23 protein-coding genes and 2 tRNA genes are annotated in these 25,492 nt (G+C 34.1%); 22 read left to right on the top strand and 3 right to left on the bottom strand.

The window, feature by feature from the left end:
- Positions 1–381: 381 nt before the first annotated feature.
- The 14 genes from recR (at position 382) to BMX10_RS05885 (ending at position 11,849) form a co-directional block, all read left to right on the top strand.
- Positions 382–981, top strand: a complete 600-nt coding sequence (gene recR, locus BMX10_RS05950; RefSeq protein WP_090440808.1) for a recombination mediator RecR — start codon at positions 382–384, stop codon at positions 979–981.
- Positions 982–1,382: 401 nt separating this feature from the next.
- A complete protein-coding gene (locus BMX10_RS05945; protein WP_244272648.1) occupies positions 1,383–1,685 on the top strand; it encodes a YaaL family protein in 303 nt (100 codons plus the stop codon).
- A 214-nt stretch (positions 1,686–1,899) separates the two neighbouring features.
- Positions 1,900–2,166: a pro-sigmaK processing inhibitor BofA family protein gene (locus BMX10_RS05940; protein ID WP_090440805.1), complete on the top strand. Its 267-nt coding sequence runs from the start codon at positions 1,900–1,902 to the stop codon at positions 2,164–2,166.
- Positions 2,167–2,309: 143 nt separating this feature from the next.
- Positions 2,310–3,338, top strand: a complete 1,029-nt coding sequence (locus BMX10_RS05935; protein WP_244272650.1) for an FUSC family protein — start codon at positions 2,310–2,312, stop codon at positions 3,336–3,338.
- Positions 3,339–3,559: 221 nt separating this feature from the next.
- Positions 3,560–3,889, top strand: a complete 330-nt coding sequence (locus BMX10_RS05930) for a MazG-like family protein (RefSeq protein WP_090440799.1) — start codon at positions 3,560–3,562, stop codon at positions 3,887–3,889.
- 25 nt (positions 3,890–3,914) lie between these two features.
- On the top strand, positions 3,915–4,847 hold the full coding sequence (locus BMX10_RS05925) for a YybS family protein (protein ID WP_090440796.1): 933 nt from the start codon (positions 3,915–3,917) through the stop codon (positions 4,845–4,847).
- A 27-nt stretch (positions 4,848–4,874) separates the two neighbouring features.
- A complete protein-coding gene (locus BMX10_RS05920) occupies positions 4,875–6,875 on the top strand; it encodes a DHH family phosphoesterase (protein ID WP_090440793.1) in 2,001 nt (666 codons plus the stop codon).
- 1 nt (position 6,876) lies between these two features.
- A complete protein-coding gene (rplI, locus tag BMX10_RS05915) occupies positions 6,877–7,323 on the top strand; it encodes a 50S ribosomal protein L9 (protein WP_090440790.1) in 447 nt (148 codons plus the stop codon).
- Between the two features lie 181 nt (positions 7,324–7,504).
- On the top strand, positions 7,505–8,842 hold the full coding sequence (gene dnaB / locus BMX10_RS05910; RefSeq protein ID WP_090440787.1) for a replicative DNA helicase: 1,338 nt from the start codon (positions 7,505–7,507) through the stop codon (positions 8,840–8,842).
- Positions 8,843–8,867: 25 nt separating this feature from the next.
- Positions 8,868–9,551: a GNAT family N-acetyltransferase gene (locus tag BMX10_RS05905; RefSeq protein ID WP_090440780.1), complete on the top strand. Its 684-nt coding sequence runs from the start codon at positions 8,868–8,870 to the stop codon at positions 9,549–9,551.
- Between the two features lie 132 nt (positions 9,552–9,683).
- Positions 9,684–9,890, top strand: coding sequence for a DUF1858 domain-containing protein (locus BMX10_RS05900; RefSeq protein ID WP_090440778.1), 207 nt, complete (start codon positions 9,684–9,686; stop codon positions 9,888–9,890).
- 217 nt (positions 9,891–10,107) lie between these two features.
- On the top strand, positions 10,108–11,391 hold the full coding sequence (locus BMX10_RS05895) for an adenylosuccinate synthase (RefSeq protein WP_090440775.1): 1,284 nt from the start codon (positions 10,108–10,110) through the stop codon (positions 11,389–11,391).
- Between the two features lie 220 nt (positions 11,392–11,611).
- Positions 11,612–11,687, top strand: a tRNA-Lys gene (locus BMX10_RS05890).
- An 87-nt stretch (positions 11,688–11,774) separates the two neighbouring features.
- Positions 11,775–11,849, top strand: a tRNA-Glu gene (locus BMX10_RS05885).
- A 75-nt stretch (positions 11,850–11,924) separates the two neighbouring features.
- Here BMX10_RS05885 and BMX10_RS05880 read toward each other — a convergent pair.
- Positions 11,925–12,896 carry an ATP-binding protein gene (locus BMX10_RS05880; protein WP_090440772.1) on the bottom strand — a complete coding sequence of 324 codons (972 nt, stop codon included), beginning with the start codon at positions 12,894–12,896 and terminating at the stop codon, positions 11,925–11,927.
- A gap of 15 nt (positions 12,897–12,911) precedes the next feature.
- Entirely contained in the window at positions 12,912–13,982 is a 1,071-nt protein-coding gene (locus tag BMX10_RS05875) for a DnaD domain-containing protein (protein ID WP_090440769.1), read from the bottom strand.
- A 218-nt stretch (positions 13,983–14,200) separates the two neighbouring features.
- Between BMX10_RS05875 and BMX10_RS05870 the strand changes: the two genes are divergently transcribed.
- Together BMX10_RS05870 and BMX10_RS05865 are read left to right on the top strand one after the other, a co-directional pair.
- Positions 14,201–15,700: a M1 family metallopeptidase gene (locus tag BMX10_RS05870; RefSeq protein WP_244272647.1), complete on the top strand. Its 1,500-nt coding sequence runs from the start codon at positions 14,201–14,203 to the stop codon at positions 15,698–15,700.
- Between the two features lie 205 nt (positions 15,701–15,905).
- Positions 15,906–17,315: a LysM peptidoglycan-binding domain-containing M23 family metallopeptidase gene (locus BMX10_RS05865; protein WP_244272646.1), complete on the top strand. Its 1,410-nt coding sequence runs from the start codon at positions 15,906–15,908 to the stop codon at positions 17,313–17,315.
- A 75-nt stretch (positions 17,316–17,390) separates the two neighbouring features.
- Here the strand turns inward: BMX10_RS05865 and BMX10_RS05860 are convergent, their stop codons facing one another.
- The gene (locus BMX10_RS05860; protein WP_090440763.1) at positions 17,391–18,683 is read right to left on the bottom strand and encodes a S8 family peptidase; all 1,293 of its coding nucleotides are present in this window, start codon (positions 18,681–18,683) and stop codon (positions 17,391–17,393) included.
- A gap of 261 nt (positions 18,684–18,944) precedes the next feature.
- On the opposite strand from BMX10_RS05860, the gene BMX10_RS05855 reads away from it, so the two are divergent.
- From BMX10_RS05855 to yycI, 6 genes are all read left to right on the top strand, one after another.
- A complete protein-coding gene (locus BMX10_RS05855) occupies positions 18,945–19,754 on the top strand; it encodes a peptidase MA family metallohydrolase (RefSeq protein WP_090440760.1) in 810 nt (269 codons plus the stop codon).
- Positions 19,755–19,905: 151 nt separating this feature from the next.
- Positions 19,906–20,595 (top strand): response regulator YycF, encoded by a 690-nt coding sequence (yycF, locus tag BMX10_RS05850; protein WP_090440757.1) that lies wholly within the window; start codon positions 19,906–19,908, stop codon positions 20,593–20,595.
- 1 nt (position 20,596) lies between these two features.
- Positions 20,597–22,399: an ATP-binding protein gene (locus BMX10_RS05845; protein ID WP_090440754.1), complete on the top strand. Its 1,803-nt coding sequence runs from the start codon at positions 20,597–20,599 to the stop codon at positions 22,397–22,399.
- 117 nt (positions 22,400–22,516) lie between these two features.
- Positions 22,517–23,062, top strand: a complete 546-nt coding sequence (locus BMX10_RS05840; protein ID WP_090440752.1) for a hypothetical protein — start codon at positions 22,517–22,519, stop codon at positions 23,060–23,062.
- A gap of 17 nt (positions 23,063–23,079) precedes the next feature.
- Positions 23,080–24,492, top strand: a complete 1,413-nt coding sequence (gene yycH / locus BMX10_RS05835; protein WP_090440749.1) for a two-component system activity regulator YycH — start codon at positions 23,080–23,082, stop codon at positions 24,490–24,492.
- An 18-nt stretch (positions 24,493–24,510) separates the two neighbouring features.
- Positions 24,511–25,383, top strand: a complete 873-nt coding sequence (gene yycI, locus BMX10_RS05830; protein ID WP_090440746.1) for a two-component system regulatory protein YycI — start codon at positions 24,511–24,513, stop codon at positions 25,381–25,383.
- The last annotated feature ends 109 nt before the right edge of the window (positions 25,384–25,492 follow it).

Below are 25,492 nucleotides of genomic sequence, written 5' to 3'. Positions count from 1 at the left end.
AATCCAGAAGGAAGCGATAATCTTGCATTTGAAACTTTAGAATTCTAGGGAGCTTATCAATCTTTAACTTCTGGTACTTAGGACTATTAGAGTCTTCAAAATTCAATTGGCGTAAAGGGATGTTTCTAGAGACAAAGATTAAAAGTGTATAAAGTTCTTTTTGTAGATATTGAATATATAGTACTAAATAAGATATAATGGAGTTCACAATGACCACCCTTTCTTTATTAATTGTGAGCTGGGAACTTCAATTATATCAAGAAATGGGGGGGCATTGTTTTTTTATACAAAAAAACTTTGAAACCTTTAAAATATAATGATTAGTTAGTAAAAAAAGAGTGTCAAACTTGACACTACGAACTATATAAAAGGGGTCTTTATATGAATTACTATTCAGCACCAATAGCTAGATTGATAGATGAATTTACAAAACTTCCCGGCATAGGTAGAAAAACTGCCCAAAGACTGGCTTTTCATGTAATAGGCATGCCACATGAAGAGGTTTCAGTACTGGCGGAGACGATTATTGAAGCAAAGAAAAGTGTAAAGTATTGCAGTATATGTACCAATCTTACAGATAGAGAAACCTGTAATATTTGCAATGATAAAAAAAGAGATATGACGGTTATTTGTGTTGTTGAGGACCCTCGAGATGTTGTGGCAATGGAAAAAACAAAGGAGTTTCATGGTTATTATCATGTTCTCCATGGCGTTATTTCTCCTCTAGAGGGGATAGGCCCTGAGGAAATAAGAATTAAAGAGCTGCTGACAAGATTAGCTGAAAATGAAGTAAAGGAAGTAATCTTGGCAACGAACCCTAATATTGAAGGAGAAGCTACTGCTATGTACATTGCAAAGCTTTTGAAACCACTAGGAATAAAAGTGTCAAGAATAGCTTATGGGATTCCTGTCGGCGGAGATTTGGAATATGCAGATGAAATAACCCTTTCTAAAGCAATGGAGGGAAGAAGAGAGTTATAAAAGAAAGAATATACCTGTAAAGCATAATAACGTTTACATAAATAATAAACAGGTAAATAAAATAAACATTTATAAAAAAACATAGTTTAAGGAAAAAGCAATTATCCTTAAACTATGTTTTTTTGTTTTGCATAAGGCAAGTTCATTGAAAAATCAACTTGTATTAGCATTGAACCTTTTTAATCCGCATAGTATAAAGTAAGAGAGATTAAGAATTTAGCTTTAATGGGAAGAGGTATAAATATAGAAAAAAATGGACAATATTACAAATAAAAGAGACCTAATATAGAGGGAGGTTTTTACCCGCTAAACGGTAACCGAATTTATTTCTAGGATGTAGTGCTTGACCTATCGCTGGATAAGCGGAAGCTTTAGCAATACACCGAAGGGGGGTTGTGGTATTGAAAGATGAGAAAGAAATGCAAAAAAAAGAAAATATGCTAGAAGGAATTACAGAGGTTTTTAATGAATTACGTAGTAAAATACAACATATGCAAGAGCCGGAAAAAGATGAAAATCAAAAATTTGTTGAAATTATAAATCAAGCGCGAGCTGAATGGGAAAGTGCTGAAAAAACCTTTCATACTGTAGCAGATCCAGATTTGATAGATTATGCTATTTACAATGTTGAAGCAACAAAAGCAAGGTATATATATTTAATAAAACAAGCAAAGGAAATGGGGATAAAAACTAACTTTTATTAGGAAGGCTCGTCATATTATCTATACAGAATTTATATAATATAAGGAGTAGTATATAGTGCTACTCCTTCATACGTTTTATTGAAGAGAAAAAAGAAGATAACTTATATTTTTTGCAAGGTGAAGCTTAGGAATCTATTGCAATGCTACTCAGAGTGTTAGATAATAGATGATAAAACAAGGTAAATTAATAGTATAGTAAAGGTGGGGAGCGATTATGGGTTTTGAATTAAGTGTTATACTAGCGTATGCTTTTGGATTAATATTATTGTATATTGTAGGGTGGATATTGTTAATACCACTGAAATTTATCATAAGACTAATTTGGAACGGCATTATTGGAGGAATTATGCTTTTGTTAGTAAATCTAATCGGAGGTATTTGGGGCATATCCATCGTTATCAATCCAATCAGTGCTATAATGGCAGGGTTCCTAGGGGTGCCGGGGGTTATACTGTTATTGTTGCTGCAATATATTCTATAAAAAACTTTTTATCTACTAAAAACAAAAGATGCTGGGAGGGTTTTTGGGCAAAAACATATCAATGTTTTACAAAATAGTATATAATATTATATGAATTAAGGGTAGTTCATATAATAATGTTCATAAGAGGAAAGGTGAGTACTATGAAAATTGGTCTTAGGACCATAAAGACGGGTATTGCTGTTACCCTGTCACTTCTAGTCTCTAATATACTAGGGATAGAAAGCCCTTTTTATGCAGCTATTGCTGCCATTATTGTGATGCAGCCTACTGTATCCGATTCTTGGAAAATTGGGGTTAATCGACTGCTGGGAACCATGATTGGTGCAGCTGTTGGAGTGGCTTTTGTTAGTATTTCTCCTGGTAATCCATTACTAGGAGGGGTTGGTGTAATTGTTCTTATTCTTGCTACAAACAAGTTAAATTGGAAAGAGTCCATATCTATGGGAGGCGTTGTATTTGTTGGCATATTTATAAATGCTGAAGGGGGATATTTAAATTATGCACTCCATAGACTATTAGACACATCCGTAGGCATAATTGTTGCGGTAGTGGTAAACTATACAATCTATCCACCTACTTTTGATGATAAGGTTGTTGATGAAACAAAGCAGATTTCTAAAAACATTTTAAACTACTATGTAAAAACACTGGAAATGCTTCTACTAGAAGATGAAGAAAACATTGATCTACTACAGGAACAGATACTAGAAATAGAAAAGGAATTAGAGCTATCAGAGGAACTGTTGGCTTTAAAGAAAAAGGAAGAACGGATTATGTTTCAAGGAGGTATAACCTATAAGGAAATGGTTATGACTTTGAATCTAGAAAAAGAAACCTTTCAACATCTTCGAAATATGCAAAATGTTTTACAGAAAGGGATTCATAAGGAAGTTGTAAATATTGTTTTAGAGGATATTTACAAGGTTAAATGTGCTATAAAGCAACTACAGCATAAAGAAAAAGATCTTTGTGAGCTATACAAAGAAAATGATGAAAAAGAAACCATAAACCTTAACTACATTATAAAAGATATAAAAAAGGCTAAAATTCATTTAAAAAATAATGAAACCATCAATGATTATCCTACAGAGGAAGTAGTAAAAATGCTGGTGTTTTTATATAATCTTGAAGAAGCATTACTAAAATTTAATATGGTCATCAGCTGTTAAGCATCGAACTTTTCGAGTGCTTCTTTTTTTCATGAGTTAAAATAATAGGATAGACAAAGGAAAATAAGTATTTAAATAGAATATGTTTATAACACATAGGAAACTATCTAATATATAAAAATATAAACAGGTGAAAATACTATTGAAATCAGCCCATAAGAAAACCAACAAATAGCATCTTAGCTAGAAAGTGTTATAACGAAAAAAAGGGGGGAGAAAAAATGCTTCAAAACAATAAAACCAATAATGATATTGGTAAAAACTTAAAAGTAATAGAATTTTTAAAGTGCGAGCTTTTAAACACAGTAGCTCTATTATTTGAAACCATGATGAAGGGTTTAAAAAATAGCCAAGAGCTAGTGTTGGAGTGTTTGGTAAACCTCCTACTAGTAACCTATACATTAGGTAAAAGAGCAGGCTTTGACTATGAACTTTTAGATAGGAAGCTAGAGGAAAAAATAAAAGTCAGTATATTAGAAGAACATCATTTAGAGAAATGGTATGGAGATTTATCTAGTCTTAATGAGCATATAAACAATCATGGGAAGTGAATAAATCAGCGGGAGTGATTTTGACATGCATGCTAGCAGCAGCAAAAAAGCATTGATAGAAGCAGCGTTAACGGCAACTATTACCACTTTTTTTGTAATAGCAACTTTATATATTTCTATTTTATCTATTTTATTGGTTGTGTTACCGATGCCTTTTATTATCTTATCAGTACGACATGGTACAAGATATACGGTTTTGTCCTTGATCATTTCAAGCTTACTTATTGGATTTCTAACAAATATTTTATATACAATTTTTGTTTTTATTATTTTTAGTCCTATTGCTTTAGCGATGGGATATGCCATAAGAAGAAGAAAGAAACCCTATGAGGTGATAGGCTTTGGAACAGCTGCTTCAGTGTTGGCTATTTTTTTTCTATTGCAAATAATAGCTATTGCTGCTGGGATAAATATCACTGACGAAATAGCGAATATGACAAGGGAAGCCATTGACCATCAAATGGAAATGCTAAGAACTTTGAATCTAGATGTGGTAGATGTTAAAGAGTCGTTGAATTATCTAATGATGATAATACCGGCATTAGTTATTATTCATTCTATGATAGGTGCCTTCATCAACTATTACTTGACTGCAGCAGTTATCAATCGATTTAACTTTATAGACCATCAACTAGGTGAATTTAGTGAATTCAAGCTTCCTGGAAACATTGTTTTAGGGTCATTCATTATTTTTGTATTATCACTAACAACTAGATACATAGAAGGTATACAGCATACCAGCTTAATAGCCAATGTCACAATAATTTTCCTGGTGATTTTTTTTCTACAGGGACTAACCTTCATAAGCTATTTACTTAAAAAAACAAAGGTACCAAGGTTTATTAGAATAATACTTGTTTTGTCACTAATTATTATTAGTCCTCTAATGACGATAGTAGCTTTTTTAGGGCTGTTGGATGCAATATTAGATATAAGAAAGCTTAAAAAAAAGAAATAACCATACTTTTGTGGGAGGCAAACACACATGAGGAACTCTAGATTTTTTAAAATGTTGGTACCGGACACGCGAATATATCTATTTATCATCACTGTATTGATTATCGTTATTTCCATCTATAATCATATTATAGGAATTGTGGGTATATTTTTGTTAACCTATTTAATTTACTATAATTTAAAGACTACCAACATCAGAAGAGAAGAATGGACCCAGTACATAGAAGGTTTATCATCGGATATTGATTCTGCCACAAAACAATCTATATTAAACATGCCAATTCCCCTAACAATGGTGGAGATTGATGGCACCATTAAGTGGTACAATAGAAAATTTTTAGAGGTGGTAGGAACTCAGGGTATATTAGAAAAAGATATTGATGATATTGTGCCTAGCTTCGATTTACAGAGTATTCTCAAGGAGGATACAGAGAAAACAAAAAAGGCAAAAATCCAGGATAGGAGCTTTAGGGTTTTATATAATGTTATTAAGACAGGAAAAAGTTATGATACCAGCTATGTCATTATGCTATACTGGGTTGAAGATACAAAGTATCAGCTTTTAAAGAAAAAGCATAATGAAGAAAAGCTTGTAACTGCACTAATACAAATAGATAATTTTGATGAAGTAATGCAAACAACCGAAGATGCCAATAAGCCTTTGGTGATAGCGGAAATTGATCATAAACTAAACCTCTGGGTAAACAAAGGTAAAGGGTTTATGCGGAAATATGCTGATGATAAATTTTTAGCAGTTTTTGACAAAGAGGATTTAGAGAAACTAGAGATAAAAAGGTTTGATATTTTAGATGAAGTTAGGGAAATAAATGTAGGAAATAAAATACCTATAACCCTAAGTGTAGGTATAGGAACAGATGGAAAAACCCCAATGGAGACCTTTGAATTTGCCAATGGAGCTAAGGATTTAGCTTTAGGTAGAGGCGGGGATCAAGCAGCCGTTAAAAAGAATGACAAAATCAGTTTCTACGGAGGAAAAACCAAAGCAGTAGAAAAACGTACCAAGGTAAAAGCCCGGGTTATAGCTTATGCTTTAAGAGAGTTAATAGAACAATCCAGCGGTGTCATTGTTATGGGACATAAGCACGCAGACTTAGATGCTTTAGGAGCGGCATTAGGGATCTATAGAGCTGCAAAAAATAGAGATAAGGATGCTAGTATTGTTTTAAGCGGTAATAATCCTTCTATAGGATGTCTATATGAAAAAATAATAAGTAGAGAAGAGTACAAAAAAAACATTATCACCTGTGAAGAAGCAAAAACAAAGATGGATGACAACACCTTAGTAGTGGTGGTGGATACCCATAGACCCAATTTCACTGAATGTCCTGAGCTTTTAGAAAAAACGGATAATGTGGTAGTAATCGATCATCACAGAAGAGGAACAGAGTTTATTGAAAATACAGTGTTAACCTATCATGAAACCTATGTATCCTCCACCAGTGAAATGGTAACAGAAATTCTTTTTTATATGGAGGAAAAGGTAAAAATAGAAATGATCGAGGCAGAAGCACTATTAGCTGGAATTGCCATCGATACAAAAAACTTTACTTTTAAAACAGGGGTAAGAACCTTTGAAGCAGCGGCGTTATTAAGAAGAGCAGGGGCTGATACAACAGCAGTAAAACAATTGTTTCAGGATGATTTAAATACGGTTATCGCTAGAGGAGAAGTAGTAAAAAAGGCAGATATTGTTAGAGACGTTGTTGCCATATCTACTTATGAAGAGGAAATAGAAGCTTCTCCCTTAATAGCTGCTCAAGCGGCGGATGAGTTGTTAAATATAAAAGGAGTTCAAGCCTCCTTTGTTTTAGGAAAAAAAGATGATAAAATGATATATATAAGTGGTAGATCCATGGGAGATATTAATGTACAGGTAATTTTAGAGAAATTAGGAGGGGGAGGCCATTTAACGGTAGCCGGCGCTCAATTGGAGGATATAACCATGGAGGAAGCAAAGAAAAAATTAGAAAATACTATAGAAGAATACTTTGAGGAGGGAAAAGAATAATATGAAGGTTATTCTATTAGAAGATGTAAAGGGACAAGGAAAAAAAGGAGAAGTAGCTAATGTTAGTGATGGCTATGCTAGAAATTACTTATTTCCTAAAAATCTAGCTGTGGAAGCTACTGCTGGAAACATGAAAGTATTGGAAAAGCAAAACCAAGTGAAAAAGCAAAAGAAACAGATACAAATAGAGGAAGCAAAACAATATGCAGCAGAGATTGAAAAATTAACAGTTGAAATAAAGGCCAAAGCAGGAGAAGGTGGAAGACTGTTTGGTTCAGTAACCTCTAAGGATATTTGTGAAACAGCAGAAAAGAAATATAAAATGAAGCTGGATAAGAAAAAAGTTGTTTTACCAGAGCCCATAAGAGAGTTGGGAGTAAAACACCTAGAGGTAAAGGTATATCCTGGAATCGTTGCAAAACTGAAAGTGCAGGTTACAGAGGAGTAGGCTGTTGAAAAATCTTTAGACTGAAAGTAACAAAGATAAGGGCATAAGACCCTCACCTCCAAGGGATGTTGCAGGTGAGGATTTTACCTTGTATAAGGGACTGACACAAAATCATAGATTTTAGACATCTGATTCTTCGATGTTTCGATTTACTGAAACCAGTTCACTGGGAGGAATAAACATGGAGGAAACCAATATATTTAAAGTGCCGCCCCATAGCATAGAAGCAGAGCAATCGGTTTTAGGAGCTATGCTAATGGATAAAGAGTATATCGTAGTGGTTTTAGAAATATTGAAGCCAGAGGATTTTTATAAAGAAGCCCATAGGGAAATATTTGAGGCTGTTTTTGATGTCTTTAATAGAGAAGAACCAGTAGATTTGATTACTTTAACAGAAGAACTAAAAAAGCGAGGAACATTAGACGCTATAGGTGGTATACCCTACATTAATAGCTTATCAGAGGGGGTGCCTATTACTGCTAATGTAAAATATTATGCAGATATTGTGGAAGAAAAGGCAACCTTAAGACGATTAATTAAATCCTCAGAAAATATTATTCATATGAGCTTTAATACAGAAATGCAGGTACCAGAAGTTTTGGAACTAGCTCAAAAACATATCTATGATATCTCTCAAAACCGATATCAAGAAGGGTTCACCCCAATAAAAACAGTACTATCCGATACCTTTGATAAAATTGAGGAGCTATATGAAAACAAAAAAAATATTACTGGATTGACAACAGGATTTATTGATTTAAACAAAAAACTAAGTGGATTTCATAAATCAGATCTAGTACTGGTTGCTGCAAGACCTGCTATGGGAAAATCAGCCTTTGCCTTGAATTTAGCACAAAATGCTGCTATCAAAGCTTCCGCTTCAGTAGTTATTTTTAGCTTAGAGATGTCTAAAGAACAGCTAATGCTAAGGATGCTGGCAGCAGAATCTATGGTAAGCTTAAACAAAATACAGCATGGCAATTTAAACGAAGAGGAATGGACAAAGCTGGCAGGAGCTATGCTGCCCTTGTCACAGGCTAAAATATATTTTGACGATACACCTGGAGTTAGCATTACTGAAATGCGCTCTAAATGTAGAAGACTAAAAATGGAAACAGGCGTTGATTTAGTACTGATAGATTATCTTCAATTAATGCAGGGTGATGGCAGGACAGAAAACCGACAACAAGAAATATCTGCTATATCTAGAAATCTTAAAGTGATGGCAAAGGAATTGGATTGTCCTGTTATTGCATTATCACAGCTATCGCGTGCTCCAGAACTAAGATCCGATCATAGACCAATCTTATCAGATCTAAGAGAATCAGGAGCCATTGAGCAAGATGCAGACTTAGTTATGTTTCTTTACCGAGATGAGTACTATCATCCAGATAGTGATAAGAAAAATACTGCAGAAGTTATTATAGCAAAGCATCGACATGGTGAAACTGGAACTATTGAGTTGCTTTGGTCAGGAGAGCATCAAAAGTTTTTAGATTATGATAAGTATAGGGAATAATAAGAGCTAAAGACGGAGGAGAAGCATGATAATCGCCAGGGGGAAAACAACCTATATAACAGAACTACAGAGAGAACAAGTAGATGCTATGCAGTGGTGGGGGCACCATACAAATCCCTTGTTTGATAGCTACAATTTTCCCATCATGAACACAGTAGAAAGAGAATATTGGTATAGGAACAAAAAATACAGCTTTACCAAAAGATGCTTTGGTGTTTGTAATCTAGAGGATATATTTATAGGATATATTGCATTAAGAAATATACGCTGGGTAAGAAAACATAGTGAACTGGGGATTGTATTTGATCCAAAGCATGTAGGCAAAGGTTATGGTAGTGACAGCTTAAAAAGTTTCTTGGATTACTACTTTCATCATATGAAGATGAAGCAGCTAGGGCTAAAAGTAGCATTATTTAATAAAAGAGCAGAAAAGTGTTATGAAAACAGTGGTTTTCAACTAAAGGAAATGAAATATGATGCTTTTGAAGATCAAAACCTAAGGGTTTTTCAGGAGGATAGCTTAATAGCATATCGTCAATTTTTTCAACAAAGAGGAAAAGAATTGCTATGCAGCTATAAGCATATGTATATTACAAAAGAAATGCATTTAGCAAACAAAACAAATTATCCACACTATACACCGAACACATGTGCATATCCTCGGGAAAATGTGGATAACCAGGAGATTTTTTTAAAAAAATCCACATAATAGTTGATAAAAACCATGAAAAATGGTAACATTAAATAACATCAATAGATTGAAATGAAATTAAAACCAATATAAAGAAGACTTCCCTATAGCAACAAAAAAGTATTGAAGGAAGTTTAAGGAGGAAAAAATATGTTTAAAGTAACAGAAGATATGACCATTATGGAAGTATTACAAAAAGATCGTGAGTCTGCTGCTGTATTTATGAAATATGGATTACATTGTCTAGGTTGTCCAGGTGCTACTATGGAGAGTATAGGCGATGCAGGCAAGGTACATGGAATAGACCCAAGTAAGCTTGTGGAAGACTTAAATAAGTTTTTTGAATCAAAAGCTTAATAAAGAGATAAACTAAAAACCTAGGGATAAAGCCTAGGTTTTTTTATTATTTTCTTTTTTTTAAACAGAACAAAAGATAAGCGAATAATATTTAAATATAAACAAAAATCATTCGAGTTATATTTGACTATATCCATATTTTATGGTAATATTATTAATGATTGTTCGGAATGTGTAGAACATTAAAAAAATACCAATAAATATAGGGGTGGAAAAAATGCCATCAGTTGTTGTTGTAGGAGCCCAATGGGGTGATGAGGGTAAAGGAAAAATTATTGATTACTTAGGAGGCAAAGCCCATGTAGTGGTTAGAGCTCAAGGTGGAAATAATGCAGGACATACAGTAATTGTAGGAGATAAAAAGTATGCCTTTCATTTATTGCCATCAGGCGTTCTGTATAAGGACAAGCTAAATATTATTGGTAATGGTGTTGCATTTGATCCTGAAGGATTTTTAAAGGAAATAGAAACTATAGAAGCCCAAGGTGTTGATACCTCCAATATAAAAATAGATGAAAGGGTGCATGTGATTTTTCCTTACCATAAAAAGATGGATGCATTAGAGGAAGAAGCTAGAGGAGTAGGTGAAATAGGCACAACTAAAAAAGGGATAGGTCCCTGCTATATGGACAAAATTCAACGTTCAGGGATACGATTAGGAGATATGATAGATAAGGAAGATTTTAAGAAAAAGTTATTTCTTCAGGTTGATAAAAAGAATGAAATCATAGAAAAAATCTATGGAAGTAAAGGCTTTAATAAGGAAGAAATGTTTGAAACCTATTGGGGCTATGCAGAAAAGATAAAGAAGTATGTGGATGATACCACCATACTTGTTCATGAAGCCCTAGAATCCGGCAACAAGGTATTGTTTGAAGGAGCGCAAGGAACTTTGCTAGACATTGACTTGGGTACTTATCCTTATGTTACTTCTTCTCATCCTACATCTGGTGGATTTTGTGTGGGAGCTGGAATAGGACCAAACAAATTACAGGAAATTATTGGCGTTGTTAAGGCCTACACAACAAGAGTAGGATTAGGACCCTTTCCCACAGAGGAAGACAATAAAACGGGAGATTTAATTAGAAAAAAAGGAAATGAATTTGGAACCACTACAGGAAGACCTAGAAGGTGTGGTTGGTTTGACGGGGTAATGGTAAAGTATACAGCAAGAGTCAACGGTCTAACAGGGATTTCTTTAATGCTTCTAGATGTATTAAGTGGTTTTGATAAGATTAAAATTTGTACTGGCTATGAGGTTGAAGGAAAAACGATTCAGCATTTTCCTGCCAATATAAAGGTATTAGGAAAAAGCAAACCAATTTATGAAGAAATAGACGGGTGGCAAGAAGATATTACAAAAGTAGAAAGCTATGAGGATTTACCAGAAAATGCAAAGAAATATATAGCTAAAATTGAAGAGTATGTGGGCTTACCAGTGAAAATAGTATCTGTAGGACCTAAAAGGAATCAAACGATAGTAAGAGAAACTATCTTTTAAAAGAAAATTATGAAAAGCTAATAAAATATAAGAAAAGTACACTTGATTAGCTTTGAAAATCATCATTTTATTTTTCCACTGTATATGTTGAAGCAACTGATTTTTTGTTCCTCCAATCCAATACGATTTTTTAACAAGCTACAGCTGCCAACTTTTTTCGACAAAAAGTGTTGACAGCTCTTTTTTTTTGTATTAATATATATAAATGTGAGTATCTTACGACCCATTAGCTCAGTCGGTAGAGCACCTGACTTTTAATCAGGGTGTCCCGCGTTCGAGTCGCGGATGGGTCACCAATCACAGAGCAAGAAATAGGAAGTCAGCAGAGGTAAAAAGAATTCGGCAATTCTTAGTGAGGGAAACTGGGTTTTGCTGAAGTTATTGGCCCCTTGGTCAAGCGGTTAAGACACCGCCCTTTCACGGCGGTAACAGGGGTTCGATTCCCCTAGGGGTCACCATACATATAAAACACACCTTGTATCTTTAGTGATATAAGGTGTGTTTTTTAGATTATTAAAAAGCCTCAAGATTGTTTATTCCCATCTCAAATCCTTGCCATAAAATTTTAGTATGGTGTACTTTGCAAAGACCCGAGAAAAGATTCTATCATCATAGGTATCCATAATTTCCTTTGGAGTAAAATTCGTAGAAATAATGGTTTTTTTGCTGGTTAAAAGACGACTATTAATGATATTGAAAAGCTCACTATTGGTAAAGGAATTGGTCATTTCTGTACCTAAATCATCGATAATCAAAAGGTCTGCTTCAAATAATAGCTGTGCTTTTTCCTTATCACCATTATTTTGAAAACGAACCTCTTCTAAGATCTCTAATATTTTAAAGGCAGTTTGGTAAATAACAACCTTTCCTTTGTCAAGAAGGGCCTTGGCTATGCAATTGGCTAAAAAGGTTTTACCTAAGCCTGTAGCACCATAAAAAAACAGATTTTCTTCATTGTTACTGTCAAAATTAAAGACAAAGCCTTCACAGATATTTAGAATCTCCATCATATTTTCTCTAGGACTCTTCTCTTGGTTTTCATAAGCTTCATCACTAAATAAATTTATATTAAAAGCATGAAAGTTTTCCTTTTTCAGTACATTAGATAAATTGGACATAGAGTAGGTATGATTAATAAGCTGCTGTTTAAAGCAGCTGCACTTTTCTCCAGCAGGCAAAAAGCCAGTATCTTTACAATTTCTACAGTGATACTGTTCCTCTAAGTACTCTAGAGGAATATTATTTTCTGTTAAGAGGATGGCTTTTTCTTGTCTCAGCTTTTCCAAAGAGGTCTTTAGGTTTATCAATATGTCATGAGGGTTTTCTGATGAATGAAGCAAGGATTTTGACAAGGAAAGACCTACTTGTTTAATTTTTTCATCTATAGTTTTAATCTCTGGTACCTTGGCATAAATCTCTTGAATACGTCTTTCTTGCTGTTGCTTATTGAGATCTTTTTTCTTTTCATATTTTTTTAAGATATCCTTGATTATTGCATTTTTCATAAGGAGTCACTCCTATTACTTGTTTTTTTGGCGATTTAATAATAATTCCTCTAATTCCTTTGCCTCATACTTACTTCCCCTGCTTTCAGACAAATGAAATCTAGTTTTTTTCCGAACGGGTTTCTGAGACGAAGGCTTTTCAGGAGGTGTATCTTTCTTCTTTTCTGTGAGGATAGAAAGATCCTCTATCTTTTTAATGCCTTTTTTATGCCAATCCCCCAAGATACCATCTATGTAATTAATATTGGGGTTAGAGGTCTTGCTACAGTTTTCACAAGCTTTTAAGATGATCTCCATAGAAAACTGATAGGTATCAATCCATTTGTCCATAATGCTTATTTCTGCTTCAGAAGGTTCTCGATAGGCAAAGCCCATAGCCTTAAAGATTCTATCGTATAAGCTATACCTCTCTCCTTGTTTTTCTAAATGAGCCTGAAGCTGCTCCATGGTTGTAATGTTTAAGTCGTACCAGTTTCTAATAACCCCTGCTACATATTTGACGTTTCGCACATTTTTTTTGTGGCGACAGTAGCTATAAGCCTTTACCACCAAGGGAGGATCAATATTATAGTGGTGAAACCATTCTAAGATTTGCATCTTTTCATTTGGAACAAGAGAACGATTAATAATTTTATTTATGTCAATAAACATTTTTTTAATTTCGGGAATTTTATTAGCATCCAAAAGATCTTTAGTAGAACAGCTATAGGTTTCTTCTTCTGTTGTTTCTTGGTTTAAGGCTTGTAGAGATTTATAGTTATTATCTATATATAATTGCCTTATATTAAGGAACTCCACGGTATAATCCCATTCATTATCCTCAGACGGAGAAATCTTTTTTATAATTTTCTTGCTTTCCCAAAAATCCCATGCAGCTAGAACATCTGACAAAGGGATATTTAAATTTTTTGCAATGGTTATATTGTTTATGTTTTTACTAGGGTCTCCATCGCAAGCATATTTATAGCCTAATAAATAGACTTTGACAAAAGTACCATTTGCCATAGGCATATAGACATCAATAAATATATTTTCGATGGGGGTATCCCCTAAATCTATAGAAGTTGTGGTTTTTACAAAACCCATAAGTATCACTCCAAACTATTTGATCGGTAACAACATTATATCATATTTATCCTGTTACATTTTATAGGAAACAAATAATATGAGAAAAGAAATAAAATCAATGAGCATTTAAGAGTATAACTAAATTTCACAATAAATATGAGATTTTTTGTAATAAAATCTAGAATTACAAATAAAATTTTAATAGCTTAAATGAAGAAGGAATAGGGGGTAAAAAAGTGAAAATCAGCAGAAAGCTGAGATTAATGATTATTATTTTTAGTGTTATGATTTTTAGCATATCCATTCAGTATGTTTGGGATCTAACACAAGCAGAAAGGACCATGAGTTCTTATAACAAAGTAGACACCTTAACAGAGTACAATATTACAGTAGAGTTCTTAGAGGATAATATGTTTTTAAAAGGAAGTCAAGAGTTCATTTATACCAATCATCAGAAAGTTCCTTTAAAAAATTTATATTTTCATTTATATCCCAATGCTTTTAAAACAATAGAGAGAGTACCCTTTGAAAAAGAAGAGATACAAAGAGCTTATCCAAATGGGTTTGATACTGGTTATATAGAAATAGCCAGCATTAAAGAAGGAAAAAACACAATAGATTATAAGATAATGGGGGAAGGAGCAACGATTCTAAGGGTAACTCCTGAAAAGTCCTTGGCACCAGGCGAGATGTTACAGTTATTTTTTGACTTTAAGGTAAAGCTTCCTAATACCATAGGAAGAATGGGCTATGGAGAGAATACGGTCAATATTACCAACTGGTTTCCTATCCTAGCAGTATACGATGAAAGAGGATGGAATCTAGATCCTTACTATGCTATAGGTGATCCTTTTTATAGTGAAGTGGCCACCTACAATGTTACTGCTGTTATACCAAAGGAATATCAGCTAGCTGCGACGGGAAATGTTACTAAGATACATGAAAGGAGCAATAAGAAAACTTATAATATAGAAGCAGATTTAGTAAGAAACTTTGTAATGATATTAAGCAAGAATTTTCAAGTGAGGGAGGCAATGCTTGAGAATACAAGGATTTTCTCTTATGCAATAGATGGACTAAAAGGAGAACTGGCACTGCAGTATAGTTTAGATGCATTAAAAATATTTAATTCTCTTTTTGGAAAATACCCCTATGAGCAACTATCGGTTGTGGCCTGTGACTTTTTTGTTGGCGGTATGGAATACCCAAATGTTGTTATGATTAGTCAAAATCTTTATGAAATGAAGGAGGATTTTCCACTAGAATATGTAGTAGCCCATGAGATCGCACATCAATGGTGGTATGGAATTGTAGGAAATAATGAAGTTAGAGAGCCTTGGCTGGATGAAGCGTTAACCGAGTATAGTACTTTGATGTATTTTGAAAAAAAGTATGGAGCCCATATTAAAGAGCAGATTTTTGAAAAAATGATAAAAGCTCAATATGAGAATTATATTGATTTTGAAGCTGACAGAGGAGAAAAAATATTAAGAAGCTTGAGGGAGTTTGACAGCTCCTGGCAGTATAGCAGCATCGTTTATAGTAAGGGTGCTATGTTTATACATGAAATAAGAGAAGAGATGGGAGATGAGGCCTTTATAAAAGCATTGAGGGAGTATTTTGAAGCCTTTAAGTTTAAGAATGCTACCACAGAAGATTTCTATAACATCTGTCAAAAAAACACTGATAAACCTTTAAATAATCTATTTAATCAATGGCTAAATACTGATATGTAATATTTTCCTATTATCTGGGATATAATAATGTAGAAATATATGGAAGAACATAAGTTTGGGCTTGTATAATTAGCAAAAGTTATTATATAATATTTAAAGGTATTATTACAGAAATGTTACAAAAATCTAAATAAAAATTAAAGAAACACATATAATGGGTATAATGCCATAAATTGGGTAGCGCCCCATGAGAGGAGATCTCAAGATGGAAATAAACCAAAGAATTTTAAGGGTTTACAAAGAACTAGTAAATCGAATTACACAACTTTCAGGAAAAAAACTAGATAAAAAAGTTTTTACATATACAGCAGTTGGTTTGGTTTTAATAATTTTGGGAGTCATCTTAAACAGCAGCATAAATGCTTCTTTGAGAGCCTATGAGGTACAAATGGATGGCAGTGTTCTAGCTACTATAAGAAGTGAAGAGGATTTTGAGGAAGCGATAGAAGAAGTGAAGGAAGAAATTTTAGCATTGTATGGACATGAGTTTGTAGTTCCAACAAACATAACTTTAGTAGAAACAAAGGCAAAGCAGGAAGATTTGACGGACATAAACACCATCATCTATAACATAAAAAGACAGTTAGACATGAAGGTGAAGGCAATCTCCATTAAAGTAGATGGACAGGTGGTTGCTTATGTTAAGGATCAAGCAACAGCCGATAAAATATTAGAAGATATTAAAGGTTTATATATTAGTGAAGACAAAGAATATGATTTTATTGGGTTTAGAGAGAATGTTGTATTAGAAGAAGCGGCTGTGGAAATTAAGGATATTCGAAATAAAGAAGATGTTTACCAGTTGATTACTCAAGGAACAGATGAAGAGCAAATTCATGAAGTGGCTGCTGGGGAAAGTGCTTGGGTAATAGCAAGAAAGTATGATTTATCAGTAGAGGATATCGAGGCGGCAAACCCTGGTATTAATCCAGAACGTCTTCAAATAGGACAAAAACTCAGTTTAATTGTACCAAAGCCATATATCACTGTTCAAACAAAAGAATATGTTGAGTTGATAGAGGCTATTCCGTTTGAAACGGAACGTGTAGAAACAGACTCTCTCTATAGAGGAGACCAAAGAATTACAGTTCAGGGAATAGAGGGAGAAAGAGAAATAAAGGGGTATTTGATTAAAGAGAACGGTGTGCTAGCAGATAGAGATATTTTAGAAGAAATCATATTATCTGAACCAAAAACAAGAGTAATCGCAGAGGGGACAAAGCCTAGACCAGCTACTGTAGCTACTGGAACCTTTGCAAACCCAACAAGGGGAAGACTTACCTCAGGATTTGGAACGAGATGGGGAAGAAGACATGAAGGGATTGATTTGGCAGCACCCACAGGAACCTCTATTACTGCTGCGGATGCAGGCAGAGTTTCCTTTGCTGGCTATCAAGGAAGCTATGGAAATCTTGTTATTATTGATCATGAAAATGGCTATCAAACTTATTATGCCCATTGCAGCAGGATTTTGGTAAAAGTAGGTACAAGGGTGTTTAAGGGACAGGAAATAGCTAAGGTAGGAAGCACTGGAAACAGTACAGGCCCACATCTTCATTTCGAGGTAAGAAGAAATGGTGTACCAGTAAATCCTCTACAATTCGTAAGGTATTAAATTTATAAGATAAAAACGAGAGCGACCTTTATTAAAAGGTCGCTTTTAAATGTGGCTCATTATGAAAAGATATAATTAGAGGAACAACACTAAAAAAACAATCAGTATGACAAAAAACCAACCATCAAATATGGAGAATATTCCTCTAGATCCTCTGCTGCCTTCTTTAGGAGATCTATTAGGTGGCTGAGGAGAAGGGTTGGTGGTTCCCATCATTTTTTTTATATCCAGTAATCCTGCTCCTTGAACATCTGGATCATAGCCTAGACCAACACCATGACCCATCATGGTTCTTTTTATCTGAGTAGGTGTAAGATTCGGGTTGTTTTCATATAATAGAGCAGCACAGCCAGCCGCTATAGGAGTGGCCATAGAGGTGCCAGACAGGCTATGGTAGCTATTATCTTTATTACTTAATGAATTAATATTTACACCTGGGGCCAAGATATCTGGTTTGTTGATGTTATCAGGCGTAGGACCTCTACTGGAAAAGTTAGCAATGGTACAATCACTGGGCTTAGCAGCACTACGATCATCACAGGCACCCACCGCTATGATATTTGGACTAATAGCAGGAGAGTTAATAGTAGATTTTTCTGGGCCACTGTTACCAGCAGCAGCTACCACTGTAATACCATGATTTGAAGCTCTATCAACTGCTTTACACAAAGGATCTTCACGGTAGGAGGTTTTTGCTTTGGTACCTAAGGATAAGGTCATAACTTTAATATTATATCTATCCTTGTTTTCTACTACCCATTGTACACCGGCGATTACATCTGAAATGCTGCCACCACCATCTTTATTTAAAACCTTTACGCCAACAATATTGGCATCAGGTGCAATGCCCATATATTTCCCATTCGATGAAAAACCATTTCCAGCTACAATCCCTGCCACATGGGTGCCATGACCATCATCATCATAGGGTGAGGTTTTTTTATCAACAAAGTCTACAAAGCCAACGATACGATTATTAGGAGTAGTTAAATCTGCATGAGGGTATACTCCTGTATCCACTACAGCTACACCAATATCCTTACCTGTAAGACCATGCTCATTAGCATAATCAGACGCTACGGTGACGGAGGCAATATCCATCAGTTTAAAGGCCATGTCATCATAATGGATTTTGCTAACGTATTTTTCTCTTGATACACTTCTCACACCAACAGGTGGGATGTAGGCAGCAACGGCATTGATAAGATGAAGTTTATGCTTTATAGTTCCTCCCAGGTTTTCTACATACTTTTCTAGGTCATCACACTCACAATCATCCCCAGAAATAATTACAGGGATATGTTCACCGTTAGATTTCAACAAATTTTCAATTACAAGATCTTCCACAATATTTGAATAACTAAACACAATATGTCCCCCTTTACGCTATTGATAAATAATTAAGTTCACTGATCAAATCAGCAATCAACATTCCTCTATAAGGAAATCCAACATTCTTTATACTAGATTATGCATATAGCAGGAAAAGGTGATTGTCTGAAAGGAGGAAATACCATTAATTCTCATGGTTCATTCCATAGAAGTTTTAGTTGTTTTATGGTATAATAGTCCTGTCTTACCCCTAAAAAACTAGATTTGTTAACGCTGAAAAGTAAAGGGGGAAGAGGTATGGTCCTAAACAAAAAAAGGAAGGTACCTATTAAAATACTGGTAATAGTAGGTATTATTGTGCTTTCTATAGGTTTGCTTGGTTTTAAAAAACAAGATTATAATGTAAAGGTAGTTTTTCGTCCTATGGTTAGAGCTGTTGAAAGTAGGCTGGTTGGATACAAAACCCAGGGTTATGATTTTGTGACTACTGAGAATTTTATTATTCGATATGAAGAAAACATAGATTTAGAGATAGTAAAAATGATTGCTAGAACAGCAGAAGATAAATATAGAGCAGCAGTAGAGGTTTTTGAATATAAGCCTAAAGAAAAGATCCAGGTGATTTTATATGATAATCCAGAGGTTTTGATGCAAACAACCATGCTTAAAAAAGGATCACCACCTATGGGGGTTTATTATGGAGATACAATTCATATCTTAAATCCCATCCATTGGGTAAAGAATGTGGAAAAGGTTGAAGAATATTTTTACTCTCAGGGACCCTTTCTCCATGAATTAGTGCATTTGTTCACAGACCATATTGCAAAAGGGAATTTTCCTATATGGTTTACTGAAGGGGTTAGTCTTTATTTTGAGTACAAAGTAGATGGTTATGAATGGGGAAAGGAAGTAGTGTTTCAAGAAAATGAATATACGTTGGAGGAGTTAACAGATAACTTCCATGGGCTAAATGAGTATTTGGCTTATACACAGTCATTTAGAAATGTTAAAAACTTCGTTGATGATCATGGGATAGATGCTTTAATGGATATAATTAAGGTTTTAGGGGAAGGCAAAAGTTTACAAGAATTTATTCATCTTTTTTGATCTGTTTATTGGCGGAGAGCATGATTTTCTCCGCTATTTTACTGAAGATAGTGTCAAGATATAAGGAAAAATTTCTAAGCTTTCAATTAAGCAGGAAATAATAGAAAAAAGTAGAATCTTAAACTTATAATAACTGGTGGGGTGATGAAGTATGGAAACAAAAATATTAATCGTGGAAGATGAAAAACCAATAGCGGATATTTTGAAATATAACTTAGAAAAAGAAGGGTACAAAGTAGATATAGCCTACGATGGAGAAGAAGCGCTACATAAAGTGCCGCAATATACGCCTGACCTCATATTATTAGATGTAATGTTACCAAAGATAGATGGGTTCCAAGTGTGTAGAAAGCTTCGAGAAGGTTATTCTACGCCGATTTTAATGTTGACGGCGAAGGAAGAAGAGGTTGACAAAGTGTTGGGCCTAGAAATGGGAGCAGATGATTATATAACCAAGCCCTTTAGTATGAGAGAGCTTCTGGCTAGAGTAAAGGCTAATCTCAGGCGCATGAGTATACCTACTGGAGATAATAAGGCCTCCGTGATCACCTCAGGTGCACTAAGGATAGACTTCAATAAGTATGAGGTAAAGAAAGATGAGGATGTTGTAGAATTAACTTCAAGAGAATTTGAACTCTTAAAATTTCTGGCAGTTCAGGGAGAACAAGTTTTTTCAAGAGAGCAGCTATTAAAGGAAGTATGGGGATATGAATACTACGGAGATATAAGAACAGTAGATGTAACTGTAAGAAGATTGAGAGAAAAAGTAGAAGACAATGCTAGCAGCCCGAAGTATATACTAACCAAAAGAGGAGTAGGTTATTACTTTAGGAGGGCATAACATGTTTAAAAGTATAAGATTTAAGTTTATTACTATTTATTTTTTATTAGTATTTATGGCTATGATCATAGTAGGGGTATTTCTAATACAACAATTTGAACAATATCATCTAGGGGTAGTAAGAGGCAATGTTACACAGATTGCCGGTAGCGTCATGACTACCCTAGAGGATATAGACTGGAAAAATAATAAAGAAGAGATACAAAAAAATATTAGCCCATACGAAAAAATGGGAATGGAAATCTATGTTATTGAAAAAAACAATGATTTTACCATTATTTCCAGCACCAATTTATCCTACTGGAATCGAAATGCTATGTACATACTGGACTCTGATTTGATTCTATCGGCTTTTCACGGTGAAATCAAAGAGAAGGACATTGTTTCTGATCAAGAAGGACAAAGAAGCTCCAAAAACATGGTGTTTCCTTTGTATGACGAACATAGTCGTATTACAGGAGCGTTGTATATAAGACAAAATATTGAGGATATATATGCTACTTTGGATCAATCAAAATTTATTTTGACCAGAGCAATCATTTTAGCGTTGTTTATTACCATTATCTTGGGGTACCTGTTAGCAAAAAGTATTACAGGACCAATAAACGATGTTACAATTAAAGCTGAGAAAATGGCTAAGGGTGACTTTAATCAAGTAGTAGAAGTCAAGTCTGACGATGAAATAGGACAACTAGCAGGGATGTTCAACTATCTAACCGCCCGCTTAAAATCAGCGTTGCAGGAAATGTCTAATGAAAAGAAAAAAATGGATACCATTATTAACAATATGGCGGATGGGTTAATTGCTACAACGGCAGAGGGAATAATTATTCATGCTAACCCTGTAGCATTAGGTATGCTAAACACCAACGAAAAGATATTAACAAAAAAAAGCTTTGATGATGTTTTTTCTCCTTTAAATGATAAGCTTTCTTTAAAGTACCTAGCTAAGGAGAAAAAATGGTATGGAAACGAAATGATTGAGATGGACAAAGGTGTAAAACTAAGAGCAAAATATGCACCTATTGTAAGAGAAGATGGTGAGTTAGAAGGATTAGTTGTATTGCTTCAGGATGTTACAGAGCATGAAAAATTGGAGAACATGCGGAAGGAATTTGTTGCAAATGTTTCTCATGAATTAAAAACACCTTTAACAACTATAAAGAGCTATACAGAAACATTACTAGAAGGTGCAATGGAGAACAAGGAATTAACAGGTCAGTTTTTAACTGTTGTAGAAAGTGAAACGGATCGAATGACACGATTGGTACAGGATTTATTGCAATTATCCAATCTAGATTTCAAACAGGCTCAGTGGAATAAAATGGAGACTAATGTAAACGAAATTGTAGAAAATGCAATATTAAAATTAGATGTATCTGCAAAGAATAAAAAGCAACAGATAGATTATCATACTAGTGAAGAGGATCTCACAGTGTTTGCTGATATAGATAAACTAGAGCAGGTAGTTTTAAATGTCCTCAGTAATGCTATAAAGTATACGGCTGAGGCTGGAAAAATTCATATAGAAACAAAAAATGAGAATGATGTTGTGAAAATAATTATTCATGATAATGGTATAGGTATACCAAGTAAGGATTTACCTAGAATATTTGAAAGATTTTATCGGGTAGATAAAGCAAGAACCAGAGAACTGGGTGGAACTGGTTTGGGATTATCTATTGCTAAACAAATAATGGAAGCCCATGACGGCAAAATTGAATTATTCAGTGGAGAAGGGATAACTGGAACCAAGGCAATCATAACACTACCAGCGGTAGAGAAGGCTTTTGCTTCAGTTTAATCCAATATAGGAAAAAATGTGTAATTTATTTTTAATTCCACTGTAATATGATTGTAACAATATTTCTATATAATGATATTGAATAGAATTAGCTGTTATATGGGAGGTGTCAAAACAATGAAAAAGTTAATAGCCAGTACAGCTGTGCTTTTAATAATAGGAGGTACAAATATAGTTGCCTACGCAAGTCCAACAACAATATTAACAACAACTCCAGGAACCACCACACAAGAAATCAAAGCAGAAGAAGAAGCTAAAGAACAACAGGATACTCTTAAGATTATTACTCCCAATAGAGATGTGGTAGTAAGTGACTCTAATATGGTTTTAGCTTTTACTGCGCCAGAGGGTACAACTGTGACAATAGAGGTATATTATAATACAAGTGTAGCCACCAGTAGACAAAACTATGTAGAGGCTTATGATCCTATTGAAGTAAAGGTAGGAGCATTACAAAGAGGTTGGGCGGAAGTTGAACTAAGAAAAGGTCTAAACAAAATAGACTTTACAGCAGTATACAAAAATGGAATAAGAGATGTCATTAGTAGAATCATTGAGGTAAAGGATATAGATGAAGTAAAAAAACAGGTAGAAAAAGGTATTGCTAACACTTCTTCTACAGATGCAATAAGAAGTATCACAAGTACAGAAAGTAAGCAATAAAATTCGGAGTGGTTAAAATGAATAGGGAACAACTAAAAACCCTTATATTGACCTTATTGATTATTATGAGTGTCGTTTTCACTCAACAAATATGGTTCCATTCCCCTATTGCTATATTGCAATCTGAAGCATCTTCTCAGGAAAGACAGTTGAAAAACATAGAGAAGAAAAAAGAAGTAATTATGCCTAAAAGGGGCATTGTTAGCTTTGGAAATAATTACCACACCATCATTTCTACCGATATAGAAGAGCTTTGGACCGCCTCCAAGGTGATTTTAGAGGATTTTTTCACAGGAGAACCAGAAGTTATTTCTACTACCTATGATAAGTATAGGGAGAACAACAGATTAAAATCGATAGAATTGGAGTTTGGTAAAAATATTTCATCTGTTCTAGTAGGATCTGTTTTTGACACAGTAGATAATAAAATTGTTATGAATATTAAGGAAGTAAAAAAAATATTGATTCCTGCTTTAAACAGAGGGGTTATTTATATTGTTGGAAAAGAGGATCATGTCTATGAAGTAAAGCTAGATAATCATCAGGAGAATAGATTTTTGTTAGCCCTCATAGATGATTTACAAACTGCCAACCATATAAAATACTATCCTCTTTTTGCTGATGTAGATAACTATACTGTAATGCCTTTAAGCTATCAACAGTCAACACCACAGGTTTTTGTAGAAAGCAATATAAATGTTGAGAATGAACAAATGGTTATAGAAGAAGTAAAAAGCTTCTTTAATGAAAGTCTAGACTTTGTCAAGACAATAAGAGAAACCAGTGGAGCCATTGTCTTTATGTATGGATATGGAGAAAAAGGTGTTCGTATTAATAATAGAGGAAGATTAGAATATACTGAAGAAATTAGAAATTTTTCCAGCAGTAATGTAGTAACAGCCCTAGAGATAGCAATTGAGTTTGTTGAGGATCATGGAGGTTTTCCAGAAGATGCGTATTTAAAAGAAATCAGATACGAGGAGAAAAAAGGATATTACTTTGGATTTGGCTATCGTATAGAGGGGTTACCAGTTGCTTTCAACAGTGGTAATTTAGCACACCCTATTGAAATAGAGGTATATGGTGATAAAGTAAGAAGCTACCGTTCATTAATAAGAAAAGGCAAGAACTTGCCAAATGTTTCTCCCACCAACTATACTTTATTACCTCAAAAAATTATTGAAGATCATATAGAATTATTGAAAGCAGATTATTTAGCAGATATAGAGGAAAAAGATCTTTTGGAAGAGAAGGAGATTTTAAATTATATTGAAAGAAATATTGCACAGATGGAATTAGTTTATTATGATACATTAGAAGATGCTAGGATACAATTACTAATTCCTACGTGGAAAATCAAGATAAATAAAAGAGTATATTATTTTAGTAGCTATGATGGAAAATTACTACATAGTGGCCTTGTAAACTAGGAGGCGGTGAGAAGTTCTATGGATTGGTCAAAGGCGAAAAATATCCTAATAGTTGCCTTTATCATAACCAATATCTTTCTTATTTATCACATACAGAAGGATATGTTTGATAAAGGAGAACTACAGCTGATAAGTGATGCTTATATAGAGAATGTAGAAACCTATTTAAAGGATAGAGGTGTGAAGCTAGACATAGATATACCCCGTGAAATTGTATCTCTACCGTCTTTAATGGTGAGATATAGAGCCTTTGAACCTAAAGAGATTGCAGAAAAATTTTTAGGAGAAAATTATGAGGCATTAGAAAACAATGTATTTATTTCTGGTGAAAAGAAGGTTGAAAGTATAAGTAACAAAAAGTTTATTTATAGGAATTTTGCCAAAGAATCTATTAATTATCCACTGGATGAAAAGGAAGCTATTAAAATTAGTGATAGATTTTTAAAGCAGCAAGACTTATTGATAGAAGATTTAGTTTTACAACAGATATATTTTGGTGTTATTGAAGATTATGGAGAGGTACCTTTATACAAATTGGTATACAACCAAAACTATAAAAATATGTTTTTAGCGGAAAGCTATATCCATGTTTATATTCGACATAAAGAAGTAGTAGGGGTAGAAGCTATGCTGTTGGAATACGAAAAAACTGATGGTGATAGGAAAAGAATTATTCCTGCAACAGAAGCTTTGTTAAGAAAAATGAATGATATAATAAAAGAAAGCGAAGGGAATCACGATATAGCCATAACAGAGATGGAAATAGGCTATTACTTTAACACAGAAGATATCAATTTTACCACATGGGATACGATTGAGGCTGGGACGGCTTTTCCCTCGTGGAAAATTGTATTAAGCAATGGGAAGACTTTTTATGTGGAAGCATTATAGAGTGAATATTGTTATAAAAAAAGAGGATTTTTCTAATGAAAGTAGAATGAGTATAATTGATGCTCTTTCTACTTTTTTGATTTAGAGGGTAGTAAAAAGAAAGAGGATA

It is taken from the genome of Natronincola peptidivorans (assembly GCF_900111615.1).
In the GTDB taxonomy this organism is placed as follows: Bacteria; Bacillota; Clostridia; order Peptostreptococcales; family Natronincolaceae; genus Natronincola_A; species Natronincola_A peptidivorans.
Note: the sequence above shows the minus strand (reverse complement) of the source record. Positions and strands in the feature narration are given on the sequence as shown.

Coding starts and splice junctions, on each gene's coding strand:
- rplI (WP_090440790.1), top strand. CDS start 6,877: ATGAAGGTTATTCTATTAGAAGATGTAAAGGGACAAGGAAAAAAAGGA.
- BMX10_RS05925 (WP_090440796.1), top strand. CDS start 3,915: ATGCATGCTAGCAGCAGCAAAAAAGCATTGATAGAAGCAGCGTTAACG.
- BMX10_RS05865 (WP_244272646.1), top strand. CDS start 15,906: ATGGAAATAAACCAAAGAATTTTAAGGGTTTACAAAGAACTAGTAAAT.
- BMX10_RS05845 (WP_090440754.1), top strand. CDS start 20,597: ATGTTTAAAAGTATAAGATTTAAGTTTATTACTATTTATTTTTTATTA.
- BMX10_RS05900 (WP_090440778.1), top strand. CDS start 9,684: ATGTTTAAAGTAACAGAAGATATGACCATTATGGAAGTATTACAAAAA.
- recR (WP_090440808.1), top strand. CDS start 382: ATGAATTACTATTCAGCACCAATAGCTAGATTGATAGATGAATTTACA.
- BMX10_RS05880 (WP_090440772.1), bottom strand. CDS start 12,896: ATGAAAAATGCAATAATCAAGGATATCTTAAAAAAATATGAAAAGAAA.
- BMX10_RS05920 (WP_090440793.1), top strand. CDS start 4,875: ATGAGGAACTCTAGATTTTTTAAAATGTTGGTACCGGACACGCGAATA.
- dnaB (WP_090440787.1), top strand. CDS start 7,505: ATGGAGGAAACCAATATATTTAAAGTGCCGCCCCATAGCATAGAAGCA.
- BMX10_RS05855 (WP_090440760.1), top strand. CDS start 18,945: ATGGTCCTAAACAAAAAAAGGAAGGTACCTATTAAAATACTGGTAATA.
- BMX10_RS05930 (WP_090440799.1), top strand. CDS start 3,560: ATGCTTCAAAACAATAAAACCAATAATGATATTGGTAAAAACTTAAAA.
- BMX10_RS05895 (WP_090440775.1), top strand. CDS start 10,108: ATGCCATCAGTTGTTGTTGTAGGAGCCCAATGGGGTGATGAGGGTAAA.
- BMX10_RS05940 (WP_090440805.1), top strand. CDS start 1,900: ATGGGTTTTGAATTAAGTGTTATACTAGCGTATGCTTTTGGATTAATA.
- yycF (WP_090440757.1), top strand. CDS start 19,906: ATGGAAACAAAAATATTAATCGTGGAAGATGAAAAACCAATAGCGGAT.
- BMX10_RS05905 (WP_090440780.1), top strand. CDS start 8,868: ATGATAATCGCCAGGGGGAAAACAACCTATATAACAGAACTACAGAGA.
- yycH (WP_090440749.1), top strand. CDS start 23,080: ATGAATAGGGAACAACTAAAAACCCTTATATTGACCTTATTGATTATT.
- BMX10_RS05935 (WP_244272650.1), top strand. CDS start 2,310: ATGAAAATTGGTCTTAGGACCATAAAGACGGGTATTGCTGTTACCCTG.
- BMX10_RS05875 (WP_090440769.1), bottom strand. CDS start 13,982: ATGGGTTTTGTAAAAACCACAACTTCTATAGATTTAGGGGATACCCCC.
- BMX10_RS05840 (WP_090440752.1), top strand. CDS start 22,517: ATGAAAAAGTTAATAGCCAGTACAGCTGTGCTTTTAATAATAGGAGGT.
- yycI (WP_090440746.1), top strand. CDS start 24,511: ATGGATTGGTCAAAGGCGAAAAATATCCTAATAGTTGCCTTTATCATA.